Below are 18194 nucleotides of genomic sequence, written 5' to 3' on the forward strand. Positions count from 1 at the left end.
ACTATGACGACCCTGACCGCAAATCGCGGACTGAGGGGGAACGCCCTCACCCGTCGCCAGCTGATCTCGCGCAGCTTTGCCGCAAGCGCGGGAATGATCATCGGCGCGGGCTTTATCGCCGCCCCCGATGCCGCCTGGGCCTATGAGGCGACCACGCTGAAGCCCGAGACCATGGCCACGCTGGTGCGTATGGCCCGCGATATCTACCCCCATGACCGCATCGCCGATGAATTCTATGTCATTGCCGTCAAAGGCTATGACACGGCCGAAGCCGCCCCGGGGGTTGAAGCCGGGATTGCCGCGCTGAATGCCGCCGCGCAGGGCGCCGGACATGCGGATTACCTGTCCATCGGGTGGGAGGATGACCGGGTTGCCCTGCTGCGCGGGATGGAGAACTCCGCTTTCTTCCAGCAGATCCGCGGCGGCCTTGTGACGGGGCTTTATAACCAGAAGGCCGTCTGGCCGATCTTTGGCTATGAGGGTGAATCCTTCAGCCAGGGCGGTTATCTGCATCGCGGTTTTGACGATATCAGCTGGCTCTGAGGGGGGCGGATCAATGGTTGCGAAATTTGAACTGGACGACGATTCCGTCGTTCTGATCATCGGCACAGGCTCGGGCGGCGGTGTTCTGGCGAATGAACTGGCGCAAAAGGGCGTCAAGGTCGTCTCGCTGGAGGCCGGCGGGCGTTATATGCCCGAAGATTACATCAATGACGAATGGGACAGCTTTGCTCAGCTGGCCTGGACCGACACGCGCACCACATCGGGCGACTGGCGGGTGGCGAAGGATTTCTCGGGCCTGCCGGCCTGGATCGTCAAGGCCGTGGGCGGCACCTCGATCCACTGGGCAGGGGCGAGCCTGCGCTTCCAGGAGCATGAATGGAAGCCACGGACCAATTATGGCCATGTGACGGGGGCGAACCTGCTCGACTGGCCGATTGATGGCGCGGAAATGGCGCCCTGGTATGAAAAGGCCGAGACCAAACTTGGCGTGACCCGCACCGGCGACCGCCCGGGCCTGCCCGGCAACAACAATTACAAAGTGCTGGAAAAGGGCGCGAAGGCGCTTGGCTATAAGGAGGTCCATACCGGCCGCATGGCGATCAATTCGGTCGATTACGATGACCGTCTCGCCTGCCAGCAGACCGGGTTCTGTTTCCAGGGCTGCAAATGGGGCGCGAAATGGTCCTCGGCCTATACCGATATCCCGAAGGGTGAGGCGACCGGCAATCTTGAGGTCCGCGACCGCTGCCACGCGCTGAAGATCGAGCATGACGACAAAGGCCGCGTCACCGGCGTGCTTTATGCCGACAAGGATGGCAATCACCACTTCCAGAAGGCCCGCGTGGTCTGCGTGGCGGGCAATTCCATCGAAAGCCCCCGGATCCTTTTGAATTCGGCGTCTTCGATGTTCCCGGACGGGCTCGCGAATTCCTCGGGCCAGGTCGGACGCAACTATCTGCGCCATGTCACCGGATCGGTTTACGGCGTGTTTGAGAAGCCGGTGAAGATGTGGCGCGGCACCACCATGGCCGGGATCGTGCAGGACGAGGCACGCCTTGACCCCTCGCGCGGGTTCGTCGGCGGCTATGAGCTGGAGACCCTTGCGCTTGGCATTCCCTTCATGGCGGCCTTCCTTGATCCGGGCGGCTGGGGGCGCAGCTTCACCTCGGCGATGGATGGCTATGAGAACATGGCCGGGATGTGGATCGTGGGCGAGGATATGCCGCAGGAGACCAACCGCATCACGCTGTCGGCCACCGCTGTCGACCAGTTCGGCCTGCCCGCGCCGAATGTGCATTTCGATGATCACCCCAATGATATCGCGATGCGCAATCACGCCTATGCACGGGGCGAGGCGATCTACCGCGCCGCCGGGGCAACCCGCACCCTGCCGACGCCGCCCTATCCGTCGACGCATAACCTCGGCACCAACCGGATGTCGGAAAATCCGCGGGACGGCGTGGTGAACAAACACGGCCAAAGCCATGACATCCCGAACCTTTTCATCTCGGATGGCAGCCAGTTCACCTCCGGCGCGGCCGAGAACCCGACTTTGACCATCGTCGCCCTTGCGATCCGTCAGGCCGAGTTCATCGCCGGCGAGCTGTCGAAGCAGAACCTCTGAAAGAGAAAGGGCGGAACCTCGGTTCCGCCCTTTTCCTTACTCGCCCAGCGTTGCGAGATACGCCAGCAGATCCGCGCGTTCCTCGGGCTTTTTCAGCCCGGCAAAGGTCATCTTATTGCCCGGCAGCACGGTTTTCGGGGCCTCGATAAAGGCGTCGATCTCTTCCACCGTCCAGATATGGCCCTCTTCGCCCCAGGCCTTCATCGCGTTGGAATAGGCATAGCCCTCGACCGAGGCCGTCTTGCGCCCGATGATCCCGAAGAGATTCGGCCCGGCTTTCGGGGGCGCATCCGCCGCAAAGGCATGGCAGGCGAAGCATTTCTTCGCGACTTTCTCGCCCTGTTCCGCATCACCGGCAAAGGCGGCCTGAACGAGGAACAAAGACATCAACAGGGACAAAACGGGGGTCTTCACGGACAGCACTCCTGGCAAAAGCTCGGGCAATCGGGGGATCAGTGGGTCTGGCCGCAGCCGCAGCTGCCTTGCCAGTTGCGGGCGGTGGGCGTCTGGCCAAGCCCTGGGTTCAGGCTGTTGGTCGGATCGAGGCTCTGGTAAAATCCGGCCAGCTGCGGCGGCGCCTTGTAGAGATGCCCGACATTATGTTCCGCCGGGTATTGGGCGCCGCGCCGGTCCAGGATCTTCCACATCGCATGTTCCAGGCCAAGGCAATCGGTGCCCTTTTTCGCCACATAATCCTGATGGAAGACATGGCAAAAGAAATGCCCGTAATAGAGCTTGTGCGCGATCTGCACCTCAAGCTCCGGCGGCAGGGTTTCGACCCAGTCACGGTCGTTGCGCCGCAAAGCGATGTCGAGCGCGACAATATCCTCGACCTCGCGCTTATGCACGGCGCGGTAGCGGTTGGCAGCCCCGGCCACGGCAAAGCGGTGCAGGAAGGCGGCAGCGCCCTCGCTGGCCGTGGCCTCGAACATATCGCCACTGGTGGAAGGGAAGCGGCGCGCAAGGTAATCACGGGCCTCCGCGATGCCCTGGCCGCCCATCCGCAGAAAGAGGTGATGGTCAAAGCGCGCGCGAAAATCGCGCAGCCGGGACGGCAGATGGTTCGGGAAAAGCCGCGACAGCGCCTGCGCGATCCGGTCCGACAGCGTGGTGCCGAGGCCCAGCCGTTCGGTCCAGCCATCGATCTTTGATTTCAGCGCGAAGACGCCGGAAATGCGCTGCGTGCCAAGCCGGCGGATCAGAAGGAATGTATCCTTGCCGTAGCGCTCAGCAATATCCCAGGCGGTGCCGTGGATATATTCGCCGGCAACCGGCAGGCTGTTGAACCCGGCCAGCATATCGCGGCGGATCGTGGTCAGCTCATCCGGGTCATTGGTGCCGATGCAGAATACGGCGGTCTCGGTTTCGGCCTCGAATGTATCAAGCCGCACCGCAAAAACCGCGAGCCTGCCGGCCGATCCCGACGCCTCGTGCAACCGCCGCTGATCGGCATTGAACCGTGCCGGCGTGTCCGCATCAACGTCGCGGACATGGCCAGCATAGTCCCGGTCCGAGCCCCAGGCCTCGCCCGGAGCGGGTGCCGGCAGGTCGCCTGCTTCAACCCGTGCGAGGATCGTTTCGGGGTCATCGCCAAGATCAAAGCCCAGATGGTTGACCAGCACGACCGTGCCATCCGCCCGCACCTCGGCATAAAGCGCCATTTCGGTATAGGCCGGGCCGCGCCGGATCAGCGCGCCGCCCGAATTGTTGCAGATCCCCCCCAGCACCGAGGCGCCGATGCAGCTTGACCCGATCACCGAATGCGGCTCGCGGCCCAGAGGTTTCAGCGTGCGTTCCAGCCCGTCCAGCGTCGATCCGGGCAGACAGAGCACCTGTTTGCCAGCGTCGATCAGATGGATCCCCCGCAGCCGCATGACGCTGATCAGCACCACGGGGCGGTCATAACCATCCCCCCAGGGGGTCGATCCGCCGGTAAGGCCGGTATTTGCCGCCTGAAAGATCACCACCCGGCCCGCCGCGATCACGGCATTCAGGGCGCGCCACATCTCGATCAGAGATCCGGGGCAAAGCACCGCCTCGACCTGGCCGCCGCCATAGCGGATGCCGCGCGTGAAACGCCGCGTGGCCCGCGCGCCGGTCAGCACATGACCGGACCCGATCAGCTGACGCAGCCCTGCCAGCAGCTCACCCGTGTCGCGCATCTCTGTCTCCCACCCGGTTCCCGGCCGCCATCATGGCCCGGTCCGGTGCGGAATGGGTAGTATCATATTGTCCGCAAAGCGTTTTTGGGCCGGACGTTCTGCAACGGGCCTTATCAGGCCACAGCGCGGCTGACCGGCATCTGGGCGGCGCGGCGTGTTTCCATGCGCACCAGACAGGTGCAGCGCAAAAGCGAAGCGAAATTCCCCGGCTCGCCGTGGAACTCCAGCACCTCGCGATGCAGCGTCGAGAGAAACGCCCCGGTCGATTCCCCCTGTTCGCGGGCGATCTCGTCAAGGATCGTCCAGAACGCAGCCTCAAGCCGCACCGAGGTGCTTTGCCCGTTCAGGCGGATGCGGCGGGTGACCGGCACATAACGGTCCGGATCCTGCCTGGCGAATAATTCACACATCTGATCCGGTCCTCCTCCCGTTTGATGCTGCCTCAGTCTATGCCTGCCCGGGGCGGGGCGTCCAGCGCAGGAATCGGCAAAACCGCAATCTGGCCTGAACAAGACGCCATAAGACGCGGCCCTCAGTCAGGATGGATCCAGCGATACCCGATCCCGGCCTCGGTCCGGATCGCACTGGCATCAAAGCCTGCCAGGTCGAGCTTTTGCCGCAGCTGCCCGATAAAGACCCGCAGATAAACGATATCCTCGACATGCGCCGGCCCCCAGACCCTGAGCAGAAGCTGGCGATGGGTCACGATCCGGTCCGGCTGCTCCAAGAGCGCGAGCAACAGATCAAATTCTTTCGGGGTCAGTTTTACCGGAGCCCCCAGCACGGTAACCTCGCGCAGATCGCGCGACAGTGCGAGGCTGCCGCTGCGCAGCAAGGCTGCCGGCCCCGCCGTCCCGCCTGCGGCGGCGCGTCTTGGCCGCAATGTGGCACGCAACCGCGCCAGCAGCTCGCCAATGGCAAAGGGTTTGGCCACGAAATCATTGGCGCCCAGATCCAGCGCGAGGATCTTCTCCATCTCCTGATCATGGGCTGAAAGCACGATCACCGGCAGGTCCGAGCTGGCCCGGAGCTGCTCGATCACCGTCTTGCCGTTCATATCCGGCAGCCCGAGATCAAGCACCATCAGATCGGGCCTGTGCTGCGCAACCGCCTCCAGCGCGCCGGCACCGGTTGCGGCAAGGGTGGTGTCATAGCCTGATGCCGTCAGCGCATGAACAAGGAAGCGCTGGATCTGCGGCTCGTCATCGACCACGAGGATAAGCTGGCGCGCGGTCATATCGGGCCGCCCCCGCCCGCAGAGGCCGCCGGCAGGATCAGGGCGAGCCGCGCGCCGGGGCCGGGCCGGGCCTCCAGCCGTCCGCCAAGGAGCTGCGCGATCCCCTTGCAGATCGGCAGGCCGAGGCCGCTTTTCTCTTCGCCCCGGGTCAGATCGGGGGTGGCGAGCCAGGCCAGCACGGCCTCGGGCAGGCCTGGTCCCTGGTCCTGGACCTCCAGTCTGATATCGGGGCCGTCCGTTGCGCCGGTGACCAGAACCGGCCCCGGCGCATAGGCTTTCGCGTTTTCGATCAGGCTGAACACCACCTGTTCGACCAGCCCCGCCTCGGCCATCACAAGCGGCAGGTCGGGAAGATCGGCGGTGATCGCGGCGCCCGGAAAGGCGCGCTGCGCGCGACTGGCGGCGGCCCGGGCGCAATCCGCCGGTTCAACCGGGTGCAGCGCGACCGAAGCCCCCGTCAGCAGCCGCGTCATCTGCAACAGGTTTTCGACATAGCGCGCCAGCCGCGTGGCCTCTTCGGATGTGGCGCTCAGCAGATCTTCCTGGGCCTCGGGCGGCAGGCTGCCCCGCAGGTCGCGCAAAGTGGTGACCGATCCGAGAATGGTTGCAAGCGGCGTGCGCAGATCATGCGACAGCGACGAGAGCAGCGCGGCGCGCAGCGCCTGGCGGTCGGAAATCTCGCGCTCTTCACTGGCTTTTCGGCCCAGTTCCAGCCGCTCCAGCGCGGCACCGGCCTGGCGCAGCACATTGTCGATGGCCTGTTCGCGGTAGCCGGTATCGCGGTCGACGGCCTCGGGCAGCCGGTGCCCGATCGCATGGCGCGCCGCCGCGCCCAGAGGCAGCGGATGGAAGGTCAGATGCGACCCGGTCCAGCCATCGGCAATCGCCATCTCGACCCGGCCCCGGATCAGCGCCTGTTCCGCCGCCTGCAGATCCGCCTCGCGCGGCGTCAGGCTTCCCGGCGCCGGGACCAGCCCGGTGGCGCTGCGGCTCAGCAGCGCAACCGGCGCGTCAGAAAGGGTGGTCACATGGCGGATCACCGTGTCGAGGATCTGCCCCTCGCTGCCTGCCCGGCCAAGCGCACCGCTGGCCGAGGACAGGACCTCAAGCACCACCGCCCGGTCCCGCGCGCTGTCGACCTGTTCGCGCATTCGCCCGGCGAGGAACCCGGTCAGACCCGCCGCCGTCAGGAAAGCCAGCAATACAATCATATCCTGGGGCTGTGCCGCCATCAGGCTGAAATGCGGCTCGACGAAGAAGAAATTGAACACCGCCAGCGCCACCAGCGCCGAACCGAGTCCGGGCCAGAAGCCAAAAGCGGCGGCATTGACCAGGACCGCCATCAGCAATAGCAAAAGTGCGACGATCTCGCTCATCCAGCCGCGCGATGGCACCACAATCGCCGTCACCAGGACCAGCACCAGCACCGCCGCCAGGATCTGCTGCGGACGTTTCGACAGGGGACCGGCCGGACGCGGGCCGGAAACGGGAGGATCGACAAACACAGGCTCCATGTGCTGATCAAACCCTGGCCACCGGATTTGTCCACAATCTTTATGCGATCCTTATGCCGCCCGGCGCTTTCCCCATCGCTTCCTTACACGGCGAAGCACAGATCTGTGAAACCGTCACGAGGCTTCTGCCACAGCCCCGACGGACAGGAGAAAGACGATGCAGAATATTGCGCTGACCGCCGCGCCGGAAAAGCCGCACGACACGCCGCATGCCTCCCCTGGCGAAGGGCACAGCGCCCGCAAGCCCGCCATGGCGGCGCTTACCCTTGGCGTGCTTGGCGTGGTTTACGGCGATATCGGCACCTCGCCGCTCTATGCGCTGCGCGAGGCGATGGTGGCGAGCGGTGCCATTCCCGGCCATGTGCCGGCCGAGAATATCTTCGGGGTGATCTCGCTGATCATCTGGACGCTGACGCTGATTGTATCGGTGAAATATGTCGGCATCCTTTTGCGCGCCGATAATGACGGCGAGGGCGGCACGCTGTCGCTGCTGGCGCTGGCGCAGCGCGCGCTTGGCCAGATGCGCGGCCGCAGGGCGCTGATCCTCGTGGTGCTCGGGATCCTCGGCGCCGCACTGTTTTCCGGCGATGCGGTGATCACACCGGCGGTCTCGGTTCTGTCTGCCGTCGAAGGGCTGAAGCTGATCGCGCCGGGCACAGCGCCCTTTGTCGAGCCGGTTGCCATGGCGGTGATCATCCTGCTGTTCTGGGTGCAAAAACACGGCACCGATTTTGTGTCGCGCTTTTTCGGCCCCGTCATGCTTTTGTGGTTTCTGGTGCTGGCGGCGGGCGGGCTCTGGCGGCTTTGCGAGGCGCCTGAGGTGCTCTCTGCCCTGTCGCCACATCACGCTTTGCAGTTCCTGCTGGCGCATCAGGGTGTTGCGCTGGCAGTTCTGGGTTCGGTCTTTCTGGCCGTCACCGGGGCCGAGGCGCTTTACGCCGATATGGGCCATTTCGGTGCCAAACCCATCCGGATCGGCTGGTTTTACCTGACCTTCCCGGCTTTGGTGCTGAACTACCTTGGCCAGGGGGCCGAACTTCTGACCCGCCCCGAAGCCCTGGAAAGCCCGTTCTACCTTATGTTCCCGCCGCAGCTGCTGGTGCCGATGGTGGTGCTGGCGATGCTCGCCACGGTGATCGCCTCGCAGGCGGTGATCACCGGCGCGTTTTCCCTGGCGCAACAGGCGATCCAGCTCAGGCTTTTGCCGCGGCTGAAGATCCGCCAGACCTCCGAGGAACAACAGGGCCAGATCTACCTGCCGCTGATCAACGGGCTTTTGATGTTCGGGGTGCTGGCGCTGGTGCTGACCTTTGGCAGTTCCTCGGCGCTGGCGGCGGCTTACGGGATCTCGGTCTCGGGGGCGATGCTGGTGACCTCGCTTCTGGCCGTGGTGGTGGTGCGCTGGCACTGGCGCTGGCCGGTGATCGCCATCCTCGCCGTGATGGGCCCGCTGGTCGCGCTGGAAGTGGTTTTCTTTGGCTCGAACCTGATGAAGGTGGCGGATGGCGGCTATGTGCCGCTGGCCCTTGCCGGAGCACTGCTGGTCGTCATGCTGATCTGGCGGCGCGGCACTGCCATTGTCCAGGCGAAAGATGCCGAGGGGCAATTGCCGCTGGCGGCGCTGGTGACCAAGCTGGGCAGTGACCGCATTGCGAAGGTTCCGGGCACCGCCGTCTTCCTGACCGCCTCGCCCGAAAACGCGCCGGTTGCGCTTTTGCACAGTCTGAAACATTTTCGGGCGCTGCATGAGCAGAATATCATCCTCTCGATCGTCACCCGCGACCTGCCCCGGCTGAGCGATGAGACCAGGCTGAGATATGAAGAGATCGCCCCGGGCTTTCGCCGCATCATCCTGCAATATGGCTATGCCGAAGACCCGGATGTGCCGCGCGCCCTGATGCTGGCGCGGCAAAAGGGGCTGAAATTCGACATCATGTCGACCTCCTTCATCCTGTCGCGCCGCAGCCTGCGCCCGTCTGTGCGGCCCCGGATGCCGATGTGGCAGGCGCGGCTTTTCATCTGGATGTCGCGCAATGCCGCCAGCGCTCAGGATTATTTCCGCATTCCCGCCGGGCGTGTGGTCGAGATCGGCACCCAGGTGAGCCTCTGAAGTCTGCCTCTGACTGGCGCAGAGCTCCCGCCCGGCTTAAGTCTGGCTTAAGCCGGGCGCGGCATGGCCCGCCACGGTCCGCCGGAAAAATGGCCCGCCGGAAAAATGGGGAAGCGATGCGGCTCTTGATTGTCGAGGATGACGACCTTTTGCGCGACGGGCTCAGCGTCGGGCTGCGGCTGGCCGGGTTCTCGCCCGATGCCGTGGGGTCGGTGGCCGATGCCAGGGCGGCGCTGACGGCGGGAAGTTTCGAGGCGATGGTGCTGGATCTGATGCTGCCCGATGGCTCCGGTCTTGACCTTCTGCGCGAAATGCGGGCGGCGGAGAGCGATCTGCCGGTCCTTCTGCTGACCGCGCGCGACCGGCTCGAGGATAAGGTCGCGGGCCTTGATGCCGGCGCCGATGATTACCTTGGCAAACCGTTCGAGCTGGACGAGCTTGCGGCCCGGCTGCGCGCGATCCTCCGGCGCCGCCAGGGCCGGGCGGAAAGCCATCTCAGCTGGAACGGGTTTGTGCTCGACCCCGCCCGGATGCGCGGCACCATTGCCGGGCGCGAGGTGATCTTTCCCAATCGCGAATTCACCCTGATCCAGGCCCTGATGGAACGCCCCGGCGCGATCCTTGGAAAATCCTTCCTCGAAGACCGGCTTTATGGCTGGCAGGAAGAGGTCGGCTCGAACACGGTCGAAGTGCATATCCATAAGCTCCGCACCAAACTCGGCGCCGATTTCATCGAGACGGTGCGGGGCGCGGGATACCGGCTGGCCCCCGAGGGCGAGGTATGATGTCGTCGATCCGGATGCGGCTCTTCCTGATCCTGCTGGCGGCGACCGGGGCGGTCTGGCTCTCGGCGGTGGTCTGGATCCAGTATACCACCCGCACCGAGGTCAATCATGTGCTGGACCGGCGCCTTCAGGAATCGGCGCATATGGTGGCCTCGCTGATCGCGCGCAATGGCGGCGTTGTGGGAGAGGCAGTGGAAACGCTGGCCCATGCCCGCCCGCATATCCTGCCCGAAGACGGGCCCGAGGGCTATTCACGTGAGCTGATCTGCCAGGTCTGGGGCTTTGACGGCCGGCTGAAGAGCGAATCCGATGGCGCGCCGAAGACCCGGCTTGCCGATGATGCGGCAGGGTTTTCCGAGCGCGAGGTCGATGGCGAGACCTGGCGTGTCTATTCCCATATCGACCCCGAGATGGGCGTCCGTGTCATGGTCGGCGATGCGCTTTCGATGCGCGAGCGGCTGGTGCATGGGGTGATCCTTGGCCTGCTGGTGCCGGCTTTGGCCATTCTGCCGGTGCTGGCGGCGCTGATCTGGTTCGCGGTCGGGCGCGGCCTTGCGCCGCTTGACCGGCTGGCGCGGGGGCTGACGCTGCGCCCGGCGACCGATCTCTCGGCCATAGACCCCGCCCCCGGCCCGCGCGAATTGCGCCCGATGGTCACCGCCCTGAACGGGCTTTTTCGCCGGGTCGAGGCCGCACGAGAACGCGAACGCAGCTTTACCGCCTTTGCCGCGCATGAGCTTAAGACGCCGCTTGCCGGGCTGAAAACCCAGGCCCAGGTCGCGGTGATCGCCCCTGATGAGGCGACACGCAACCGCGCGCTGGCGCAGATCTCGACCGGGGTGGCCAGAACCGACCGTATGGTGCGCCAGCTTCTCGATATGACCGCCGCAGAGAATGCCGATGGCAGCGGGCCGGATCAGGATGGCGCGCGGCTCCTTGCCGATCTGGCCGAGGGGCTGCAGGGGCTGGCGGCACAGCGCGGCGTGGCGCTTGAGATCCGGGGCACAACCGGGCTCTGGCATACGGCGCATGCGATGCTGCTGGCGCCTGCTTTGCGCAATCTGATCGAGAATGCGATCCTCGCATCTCCTGCCGGTGGCATGGTCGAGGCAGGTCTTGCGCGCGCAGGTAATGAGGTGCGCTTCACCGTGCTGGATCGTGGCCCCGGCATCCCTGACGCCGACCGCGCCCATGTGACGGAACGGTTCTGGCGCGGCGCGTCCAGCCCTTCGGGCCAGGGCAGCGGGCTGGGCCTGGCCATCGTCGCGGCGGTGATGGAGCGGATGGGCGGCAGATTATGTCTCTCGCCCCGGGAGGGCGGCGGTGAGCGGGCAGAGTTGATCCTGCCCGCCTGAGCGGCCCGTTACCTGACCCGCCCGGTTATCTGACCGCTCTGATCAGATGATCCGCACGCGGGTGCCCACCGGCACCACGGCAAAGAGCTGTTCGATATGCTCATTGTAAAGCCCGACGCAGCCCGACGAGGACGGTCGCCCGATCTTGCGGGTGTCGTGGGTGCCGTGGATCAGATAGGCGGGCCAGCTGAGATACATCGCATGGGTGCCCAGCGGATTGTCCTTGCCCGGTGGCAGATAGGCCGGCAGCGAGGGGTCACGGCGGCGCATATCGGCGGTCGGCGTCCAGTCCGGCCCGACACGTTTGCGCACGACCTCGGTATAGCCGCGTTTCGTCAGCTCTTCGGTCAGCGGCACCGAAGTCGGGAACAGCCGGTAATCCTGGCCATTCCCCGACCAGTAATGCAGCGCACGCGAGCCGAAATCCGCGACGATGACACCCGAGCCGAGGCTGTCGAAATGGTCACGCCAGTCCTGCATCTGAAAGCCCGAGGAATTGTGCCGCGGATAGGCCGGCAGCGCCTGGGTTTCGGCGCGCAAAAGCCCGGGCGCCGCCAGGGCGGTTAGCCCGGCGGCGGCGGTCAGCAGGGCGCGGCGGCGGGTGGGGTTGGTGCTCATCTCGGTCTCCTTGGCAGGCATTCGGGGCATGAATTGGCGTCAGACACAGGCTTTAGGCCCATTGCCGCCCGGATCACCCGCCGCGCTTAACCGAAGCTTAAGCCTGCCGCCTCAGCGCACCACGATTTTGGCACCGATGGTCACTCTGGCGTGAAGATCGATGACATCCTGGTTCAGCATCCGGATGCAGCCGGCCGAAACCGCGCGCCCCACCGAGGTCGGATCATTGGTGCCATGCACCCGGTAATAGGTGTCGCGCCCATCCTTTTGCATATAAAGCGCCCGTGCGCCGAGCGGGTTCGAAATGCCGCCGGGCACGCCGTCCTTATATTTCAGGTAACGGCCCGGATTGCGCTTGACCATATCCGCGGTCGGAATCCAGCGCGGCCAGGCCTGTTTGCGGTCGATCACCGCATCCCCGCCGTCAAACCGCATCGCGTCGGGGCCAACCCCGACAGCATAGCGCAGCGCCTTGCCCTCGGGCATCACGAAATAAAGCGCGCGCGCCCCCTGATCGACGATGATGGTGCCAGGCGCCTCGCTGGTCTGGAATTCGACCACGCGGCGGACATGATCCGGGTTCATCTTTGCAGGGTCGATGCCGGCAATGATCTGGCCGCCATCTTCACGCGCGGCATACATCGCGGCGACATCACCGCTGACCGGTGCAAAGGCGATGCGCTTTTGCGCCTCGGCCCGTTCGGCTTCGGCCTTTGCTTCAGCGGCGGCAGCAGCGGCAACGGGATCGACAGGGATCGGCTCCACCGGCACACAGGCGGCAAAGGCAATAAGCGACAGCGCAAGGAAGGCGGCGCTGGACAGGTTCGGCATGGGACTACTCCGGTGGATTTCGCGCGGGTCTTGCCCGCATAGCTTAAGCAGAACTTAAATGCCTCAGGCCTGTCGCATCTGGGCGGCACGTGCGATCCATATGCCACAAAGCACGATCACCCCGCCAAGGGCCTGGCTCAGGGTCAGGGCCTCGTCCAGCACCGCCCAGGCCAGCAGCGCGGCAATGACCGGCTGGAGCAAAAGCGTCAGCGAGGAAAAGATCGCCGGCAGGAAGGCCAGTGCCCAGGCGATCAGGCTTTGGCCGCCGGCCTGGCTGATCCAGGACAGGCCGACCAGCACGCCCCAGCCCGCAAGCGTCAGGGGGATCAGGCTCGGGTCGGTGATCAGCGCGAAGGGGAAGACGGCGATCGCGGCGGCGGCGGTGCTCCAGAGCATGATCACGCCGGTGGCAAAGCGCTGCCGCGCCCGGCCAAGCATCAGGATATAGGCGGCGTAAAGCATGGCGGCGAAAATCGCGATACCGTCGCCCCTGAGATCGCCACCGCGCAAAGCCTCCGGCCCGCCCTTGAGCACAACAACCCCGACAATCGTGACTGCCAGCGCCAGGGCAAACAGCCGCCCCGGCGGTTTTTTCAGCACGATCCAGGCGAAAAGCGCCACGAAAACCGGCGCCATATTCACCAGGAGCGTCGAATTCGCGACCGACGTCAGATGCAGCGAGATATGCCAGGCCACCAGCTCGGCGCCAAGGATCACGCCGGGCAGGCTGATCTCGACCCGGTCGCGCAGGGTTTTCGGCTGCCCGGCACCGCTTGACCGGCCACCGCCCGCCATAAGCGCGAGCGGGATCAGCGCCAGCGCCAGCCGCCAGAAGGCGGTCGAGACCGAACCGACCTCAGACAGCCGCACCCAGATCGGCGAGCAGCCGATCAGCACGCCCCCCAAAAGCAGCCCCGGCAGGGCAAAGCGGGTCGGTTCGGTGGGGATTTGCATGGCGAAAGGGTCCGGATCCGGCGCTCCGACAGCGCCGCTGACCGCTTTGTCACTTGCCGCGCGGGCGAAGACAAGCCCGCTTGCCCGTCATGATTGCCGGGCTGATTGTCGTGAAACTGCTGCCCCGATGCTGCGCCCCTGTTACAATGCCTGGTCAGGTTCCGCCCATCTTCCCGATGAGGCATCCGGTCATGAAAAAACTCCTTCCCGCGCTGGCGCTGCTGGCAACCAGCACCGCAGCTTTCGCCAATCCGGTCCAGATCACCTGGTGGCACGGCATGGGTGGCGCCAATGAACAGGTGATCAATCAGGTCGCCGGGAAATTCAACGAGGCGCAATCCGCCTGCGCCATCACGCCGGTCTCGAAAGGCACCTATGAAGAAGCCCTCGCGTCCGGGATCGCGGCTTTCCGTTCGGGCGAGCAGCCGAATATCCTCCAGGTGTTTGACGCCGGTGCCGCCACCATCATCAATGCCAAAGGCGCCACTATCCCTGCCGAAGACCTGCTGATCCAGAATGGCCACAGCTTTGATCGCGATGCCTTTATCGACGGCATCCGCTATTTCTATGCCGATACTGAGGGCAAGTTCATCGGGATGCCGTTCAATTCCTCGGCGCCGATCATGTATCTGAACACCGGGGCTTTCGCGAAAGCGGGCGTCGAGGCGCCGAAGACCTGGGCCGAATTCGAAGCCGTCGCGCCGAAGCTGAAAGAGGCGGGCTATATCCCGCTGACCGCCAGCCAGCTGACCTGGCAGCTTTTCGAGAATTTCTACTCGCGCAACAACATCCAGATGGCCACGAACCAGAATGGCTATGACGGGTTCGGCGGCACCGAGCTGCGCGCTACCGCCCCTGAGATGATCGCCTTCTGGACCCGCCTCGCCGCCTGGCACAAAGACGGTCTCTTCGGCTTTTACGGCGCCGGCTGGGCCGACAACCAGAAGCCTTTCGAAGAGGGCAAGGTTGCGATGTGGATCGGATCTTCGGGCTCGTTCGGCGGGCTGTCGAAAACCGCGACCATGCCCTTCTCGGCCACCTTCATGCCCTGGGACGAGACCGCGTCGGATGGCAATAAATCCACCTTCATCGGCGGTGCGGCGCTGTTTGCCATGTCCGGCAAGCCCGATGACCAGAACAAATGCTCGGCGGATTTCTTCAACTTCCTGACCACGACCGATGTGCAGGCCTTCTACCACCAGGCCACCGGCTATGTGCCGATCACCAGGGCCGCCTATGAGAAATCAAAGGCCGATGGCTGGTATGAGGAGAACCCGGTCGCCGAAGTTGGCATCCTGCAATTGCTGGAGCCGCAGGGCGAATGGTCGAAAGGTTACCGGCTTGGCTTTTACCCGCAGATCCGCGTGATCGAAGAGCGCGAATTCAACAAGATCTTCTCGGGTGAGACAACCGTCGAAGACGCGTTCAAAGCCATCGAGACCGAAGGCAATGAGCTTCTCGCCCGTTTCTCGAAAACCTCGGGCTGATCATCGCGCATGACCGGCCGGGCCTGCTGTTTTGCGGGCCCGGCTTTCGCCGTTTCTTTCCACCCGCTTCTCTCCCCCTGTGAAAGCCCAAGATGCGTGACGCCACCCATCATCCCGCGCCCCCCGGTCTGATCCGGCGCTGGCTGAGCCGCCCCGGCCCCGCGCCCGAACCCGCAAAGCGGGTGCAATTCGACCAGCCGCTTTTGCCCTGGCTGTTCCTCGCGCCGCAGCTCGCGGTGATTTTCGTGTTTTTCTACTGGCCTTCGGTCCAGGCGATCACCTCGTCTTTCTATATCGAGGACCCGTTCGGGTTCGGGTCGACCTTTGTCGGCATCGACAATTACAAGGACGCGCTCGGCTCGCGCGAATATCAGCGGATCGCGGGGTTTACGGCGCTGTTCACCGTGCTGGTGACGGCGTTCTCGCTGGGCCTCGGGCTTCTCTTCGCGGTCAAGGCCGATAAGGTGATCCGGGGCCGCACCAGCTATCGCACCGCGCTGATTGCGGTCTATGCGATCGCGCCGCCGGTGGCCGGGCTGATGGGGATGATGCTGTTCGATCAGCATATCGGGCCTTTCGTGCGCCTCGCGGCCTGGTTCGGCTATGACATGAAGGTGGGCATCAATTACTGGGACACCGCCTTCGCGATGATCCTGGTTTCCGTGTGGAAACAGGTGCCCTACAACTTCATCTTCTTCCTCTCGGGCCTGCAAAGCATCCCGGCCAGCGTGCGCGAAGCCTCGGTGATCGATTGCCGCAACGGCTTTACCCGGTTCCGCACCGCGATCCTGCCATTGCTGGCGCCGACCGCGTTTTTCCTCCTGATCATCAACATCACCTATGCGCTGTTCGACACTTTCGCGGTGATCGATGTGATGGTGAAGGACAAGCCGGCGAACAACCCGATGACGCTGGTCTACAAGGTCTACAATGATGGCTTCCGCGGCAATGATATCGGCGGATCAGCGGCGCAATCGGTGATCCTGATGGTCATCGTGCTGGTGCTGACACTGATCCAGTTCCGCTGGCTGGAACGCCGCGTGCATTACGGGTGATGCGATGAACCGGATCAAACCCTTCGACCACATCATCCTCATCCTCGGCACACTCTTCATGTGCGTGCCGGTGCTGGTCGCAGTGATGACCTCGACCCATTCTGCGGTCGATATCCATATGAACGGCCTCTACCTCACCCCCGGCGATAACGCGGTCGGGACCTACCAGACCGTGCTGACCCGGCAGGGCGGCTTCACCGGCCAGGTGACTGGCCTGACGATGCTGATGAATTCGCTGATCCTCGGGATCGGGTTCGCGGTGGGCAAGATCGTGCTCTCGATGGCCGCCGCTTACGCCCTGGTCTATTTCCGCTTTCGGTTTGCGACTTTCCTCTTCTGGATCATCTTCACGACGCTTCTCCTGCCGCTGGAGGTCCGGATCATGCCCTCCTACCAGGTCATGTCCTCGCTGGGGCTTCTGAACAGCTATACCGGGCTGATCGTGCCGCTGCTGGCCTCGGCCACCGGCACCTTTTACTTCCGCCAGTTCTTCAAATCCGTCCCGGACGAATTGCTGGAGGCCGCGCGGATCGATGGCGCAGGCCCGTGGAAGTTCCTGATCGATATTCTGATCCCCTTGTCGAAAACCATGATGGCGGCGATCTTCATCATCATGTTCGTCTATGGCTGGAACCAGTATCTCTGGCCGATGCTGATGACGACCGAGGAACGGTTCTTCACCCTGATGCGCGGCATCAAGCAGATCCTCCAGGTCTGGATCGGTTCGCAGATCCCCGATTACAACGAAGCCTTCGCCCTTGCCGTTCTGGCCCTGCTGCCGCCCGTGATCGTGGTGGTGGTGTTCCAGCGCTGGTTCATCAGGGGCCTGACGGAAAGCGATAAATAATGGCCTCGATCACAATCACCGACGTCTCGAAAACCTATCCGGGGGCGAAGGCACCATCGGTATCGGGCATCAGTCTTGCGATCCGGGATGGCGAGCTCATCGTTCTGGTCGGCCCTTCGGGCTGCGGCAAATCCACCTTGCTGCGCATGGTGGCGGGGCTGGAAGACATCTCGGGCGGCGAGGTGAAGATCGGGGATCGCGTGGTGAACCGCATCGATCCCGCCGACCGCGATATCGCGATGGTGTTCCAGAATTACGCCCTCTACCCGCATATGACGGTGCGCGAGAATATGGCTTATGGGCTGAAGAACCGCCGCACGCCGGGACCCGAGATCGAGGCCCGCGTCACCGAGGCCGCCCGCATGCTGGAGCTCGGCCCCTATCTCGACCGCAAGCCCCGCGCGCTTTCGGGCGGACAGCGCCAGCGCGTCGCGATGGGCCGCGCGGTGGTGCGCCAGCCCTCGGCCTTCCTCTTTGACGAGCCGCTGTCGAACCTAGATGCGAAACTGCGGGTGACGATGCGCGGCGAGATCCGGCGGCTGCAAAAGCGGCTTGGCACCACCTCGCTTTATGTGACGCATGACCAGCTGGAAGCGATGACGCTTGCCGACCGGCTGGTGGTGCTGAACGAGGGCAGGATCGAACAGGTCGGTGCGCCGCTGGATATCTATCTGCGCCCGGCCTCGACCTTTGTCGCCTCTTTCATCGGTGCGCCGGCGATGAACCTGCTCGACGCGGAGCTCGACGGTGCACGGCTGCGCCTTGGCACATCGGTGATCGAGCTGGGGCAGCTGCCGGGCGCGAAGGGTGCCGTGACACTGGGGATCCGCGCCGAAGATCTGGTGCCATCGGCTACTGGCCTGCCCTTCCGCACCGATTTCATCGAAGAGCTGGGCGCGCAGCGTCTGGTGCATGGCCATATCGACGGCCAGCCGCTGGTGCTGACGCTTGATCCAGCCATGCAGATCGACAGTGAGATGCGGCTTTCGGTGGCGGCGGCAAAGCTGCATCTGTTCGAGACCAGCACCGGCAAACGCATCGCCACAGCCGCCCGCTCCGGGCTGGCCGTGCCGCAACCCGCATAATCAGGGCCGCATAATCACAACCGGAC

The 18194-nt window shown here is 64.3% G+C and carries 17 protein-coding genes; 9 read left to right on the forward strand and 8 right to left on the reverse strand.

Features of this window, described 5'->3' with window-relative positions; all coding sequences use genetic code 11:
* The first annotated feature begins 3 nt into the window (after positions 1-3).
* On the forward strand, positions 4-543 hold the full coding sequence (locus JC607_RS00190) for a Twin-arginine translocation pathway signal (RefSeq protein ID WP_198834921.1): 540 nt from the start codon (positions 4-6) through the stop codon (positions 541-543).
* Between the two features lie 13 nt (positions 544-556).
* Positions 557-2128, forward strand: coding sequence for a GMC family oxidoreductase (locus JC607_RS00195; protein WP_198834922.1), 1572 nt, complete (start codon positions 557-559; stop codon positions 2126-2128).
* Positions 2129-2164: 36 nt separating this feature from the next.
* Here the strand turns inward: JC607_RS00195 and JC607_RS00200 are convergent, their stop codons facing one another.
* From JC607_RS00200 to JC607_RS00220, 5 genes are all read right to left on the reverse strand, one after another.
* Complete coding sequence (locus JC607_RS00200; RefSeq protein ID WP_370584709.1) at positions 2165-2542, reverse strand: cytochrome c family protein; 378 nt, start codon at positions 2540-2542, stop codon at positions 2165-2167.
* Between the two features lie 38 nt (positions 2543-2580).
* Positions 2581-4290 carry a D-lactate dehydrogenase gene (gene dld / locus JC607_RS00205; protein WP_198834923.1) on the reverse strand — a complete coding sequence of 570 codons (1710 nt, stop codon included), beginning with the start codon at positions 4288-4290 and terminating at the stop codon, positions 2581-2583.
* 113 nt (positions 4291-4403) lie between these two features.
* The gene (locus JC607_RS00210; protein ID WP_092902274.1) at positions 4404-4700 is read right to left on the reverse strand and encodes a ribbon-helix-helix domain-containing protein; all 297 of its coding nucleotides are present in this window, start codon (positions 4698-4700) and stop codon (positions 4404-4406) included.
* A 122-nt stretch (positions 4701-4822) separates the two neighbouring features.
* Positions 4823-5527, reverse strand: coding sequence for a response regulator transcription factor (locus JC607_RS00215; RefSeq protein WP_198834924.1), 705 nt, complete (start codon positions 5525-5527; stop codon positions 4823-4825).
* Positions 5524-7041: a DUF4118 domain-containing protein gene (locus tag JC607_RS00220; protein WP_198834925.1), complete on the reverse strand. Its 1518-nt coding sequence runs from the start codon at positions 7039-7041 to the stop codon at positions 5524-5526. Before JC607_RS00220 ends, JC607_RS00215 begins: the two co-directional genes overlap by 4 nt.
* Before the next feature lie 157 nt (positions 7042-7198).
* On the opposite strand from JC607_RS00220, the gene JC607_RS00225 reads away from it, so the two are divergent.
* The 3 genes from JC607_RS00225 to JC607_RS00235 all read left to right on the forward strand — a co-directional run bounded on the left by JC607_RS00225 (position 7199) and on the right by JC607_RS00235 (position 11291).
* On the forward strand, positions 7199-9151 hold the full coding sequence (locus JC607_RS00225; protein ID WP_198834926.1) for a potassium transporter Kup: 1953 nt from the start codon (positions 7199-7201) through the stop codon (positions 9149-9151).
* A gap of 116 nt (positions 9152-9267) precedes the next feature.
* Entirely contained in the window at positions 9268-9936 is a 669-nt protein-coding gene (locus JC607_RS00230) for a response regulator (RefSeq protein WP_198834927.1), read from the forward strand.
* Entirely contained in the window at positions 9936-11291 is a 1356-nt protein-coding gene (locus JC607_RS00235; RefSeq protein ID WP_198835175.1) for an ATP-binding protein, read from the forward strand. Before JC607_RS00230 ends, JC607_RS00235 begins: the two co-directional genes overlap by 1 nt.
* Before the next feature lie 42 nt (positions 11292-11333).
* On the opposite strand, the gene JC607_RS00240 is transcribed toward JC607_RS00235, so the two are convergent.
* The 3 genes from JC607_RS00240 to JC607_RS00250 form a co-directional block, all read right to left on the reverse strand.
* The gene (locus JC607_RS00240; RefSeq protein WP_092902264.1) at positions 11334-11909 is read right to left on the reverse strand and encodes a L,D-transpeptidase; all 576 of its coding nucleotides are present in this window, start codon (positions 11907-11909) and stop codon (positions 11334-11336) included.
* A gap of 111 nt (positions 11910-12020) precedes the next feature.
* Positions 12021-12740 (reverse strand): L,D-transpeptidase, encoded by a 720-nt coding sequence (locus tag JC607_RS00245; RefSeq protein WP_198834928.1) that lies wholly within the window; start codon positions 12738-12740, stop codon positions 12021-12023.
* A 63-nt stretch (positions 12741-12803) separates the two neighbouring features.
* Positions 12804-13694 (reverse strand): DMT family transporter, encoded by an 891-nt coding sequence (locus tag JC607_RS00250; RefSeq protein WP_198834929.1) that lies wholly within the window; start codon positions 13692-13694, stop codon positions 12804-12806.
* Between the two features lie 191 nt (positions 13695-13885).
* Here JC607_RS00250 and JC607_RS00255 point away from each other — a divergent pair, with 191 nt between their 5' ends.
* The 4 genes from JC607_RS00255 to ugpC all read left to right on the forward strand — a co-directional run bounded on the left by JC607_RS00255 (position 13886) and on the right by ugpC (position 18168).
* Positions 13886-15181, forward strand: coding sequence for an extracellular solute-binding protein (locus JC607_RS00255; protein ID WP_198834930.1), 1296 nt, complete (start codon positions 13886-13888; stop codon positions 15179-15181).
* Between the two features lie 92 nt (positions 15182-15273).
* Complete coding sequence (locus JC607_RS00260) at positions 15274-16236, forward strand: carbohydrate ABC transporter permease (protein ID WP_198834931.1); 963 nt, start codon at positions 15274-15276, stop codon at positions 16234-16236.
* Positions 16237-16240: 4 nt separating this feature from the next.
* Positions 16241-17083, forward strand: a complete 843-nt coding sequence (locus JC607_RS00265; protein ID WP_198834932.1) for an ABC transporter permease subunit — start codon at positions 16241-16243, stop codon at positions 17081-17083.
* Positions 17083-18168 carry a sn-glycerol-3-phosphate ABC transporter ATP-binding protein UgpC gene (gene ugpC / locus JC607_RS00270; RefSeq protein WP_198834933.1) on the forward strand — a complete coding sequence of 362 codons (1086 nt, stop codon included), beginning with the start codon at positions 17083-17085 and terminating at the stop codon, positions 18166-18168. Before JC607_RS00265 ends, ugpC begins: the two co-directional genes overlap by 1 nt.
* Positions 18169-18194 lie beyond the last annotated feature (26 nt).

Origin of the sequence: Paracoccus sp. IB05 (assembly GCF_016405985.1) — a bacterium.
Lineage (GTDB): Bacteria > Pseudomonadota > Alphaproteobacteria > Rhodobacterales > Rhodobacteraceae > Pseudogemmobacter.

What these genes read in the sequence shown, in the direction of transcription:
- JC607_RS00190 (WP_198834921.1), top strand. Translation starts at nt 4, where the DNA reads ATGACGACCCTGACCGCAAATCGCGGACTGAGGGGGAACGCCCTCACC.
- JC607_RS00195 (WP_198834922.1), top strand. Translation starts at nt 557, where the DNA reads ATGGTTGCGAAATTTGAACTGGACGACGATTCCGTCGTTCTGATCATC.
- dld (WP_198834923.1), bottom strand. Translation starts at nt 4,290, where the DNA reads ATGCGCGACACGGGTGAGCTGCTGGCAGGGCTGCGTCAGCTGATCGGG.
- JC607_RS00210 (WP_092902274.1), bottom strand. Translation starts at nt 4,700, where the DNA reads ATGTGTGAATTATTCGCCAGGCAGGATCCGGACCGTTATGTGCCGGTC.
- JC607_RS00215 (WP_198834924.1), bottom strand. Translation starts at nt 5,527, where the DNA reads ATGACCGCGCGCCAGCTTATCCTCGTGGTCGATGACGAGCCGCAGATC.
- JC607_RS00220 (WP_198834925.1), bottom strand. Translation starts at nt 7,041, where the DNA reads ATGGAGCCTGTGTTTGTCGATCCTCCCGTTTCCGGCCCGCGTCCGGCC.
- JC607_RS00225 (WP_198834926.1), top strand. Translation starts at nt 7,199, where the DNA reads ATGCAGAATATTGCGCTGACCGCCGCGCCGGAAAAGCCGCACGACACG.
- JC607_RS00230 (WP_198834927.1), top strand. Translation starts at nt 9,268, where the DNA reads ATGCGGCTCTTGATTGTCGAGGATGACGACCTTTTGCGCGACGGGCTC.
- JC607_RS00235 (WP_198835175.1), top strand. Translation starts at nt 9,936, where the DNA reads ATGTCGTCGATCCGGATGCGGCTCTTCCTGATCCTGCTGGCGGCGACC.
- JC607_RS00240 (WP_092902264.1), bottom strand. Translation starts at nt 11,909, where the DNA reads ATGAGCACCAACCCCACCCGCCGCCGCGCCCTGCTGACCGCCGCCGCC.
- JC607_RS00245 (WP_198834928.1), bottom strand. Translation starts at nt 12,740, where the DNA reads ATGCCGAACCTGTCCAGCGCCGCCTTCCTTGCGCTGTCGCTTATTGCC.
- JC607_RS00250 (WP_198834929.1), bottom strand. Translation starts at nt 13,694, where the DNA reads ATGCAAATCCCCACCGAACCGACCCGCTTTGCCCTGCCGGGGCTGCTT.
- JC607_RS00255 (WP_198834930.1), top strand. Translation starts at nt 13,886, where the DNA reads ATGAAAAAACTCCTTCCCGCGCTGGCGCTGCTGGCAACCAGCACCGCA.
- JC607_RS00260 (WP_198834931.1), top strand. Translation starts at nt 15,274, where the DNA reads ATGCGTGACGCCACCCATCATCCCGCGCCCCCCGGTCTGATCCGGCGC.
- JC607_RS00265 (WP_198834932.1), top strand. Translation starts at nt 16,241, where the DNA reads ATGAACCGGATCAAACCCTTCGACCACATCATCCTCATCCTCGGCACA.
- ugpC (WP_198834933.1), top strand. Translation starts at nt 17,083, where the DNA reads ATGGCCTCGATCACAATCACCGACGTCTCGAAAACCTATCCGGGGGCG.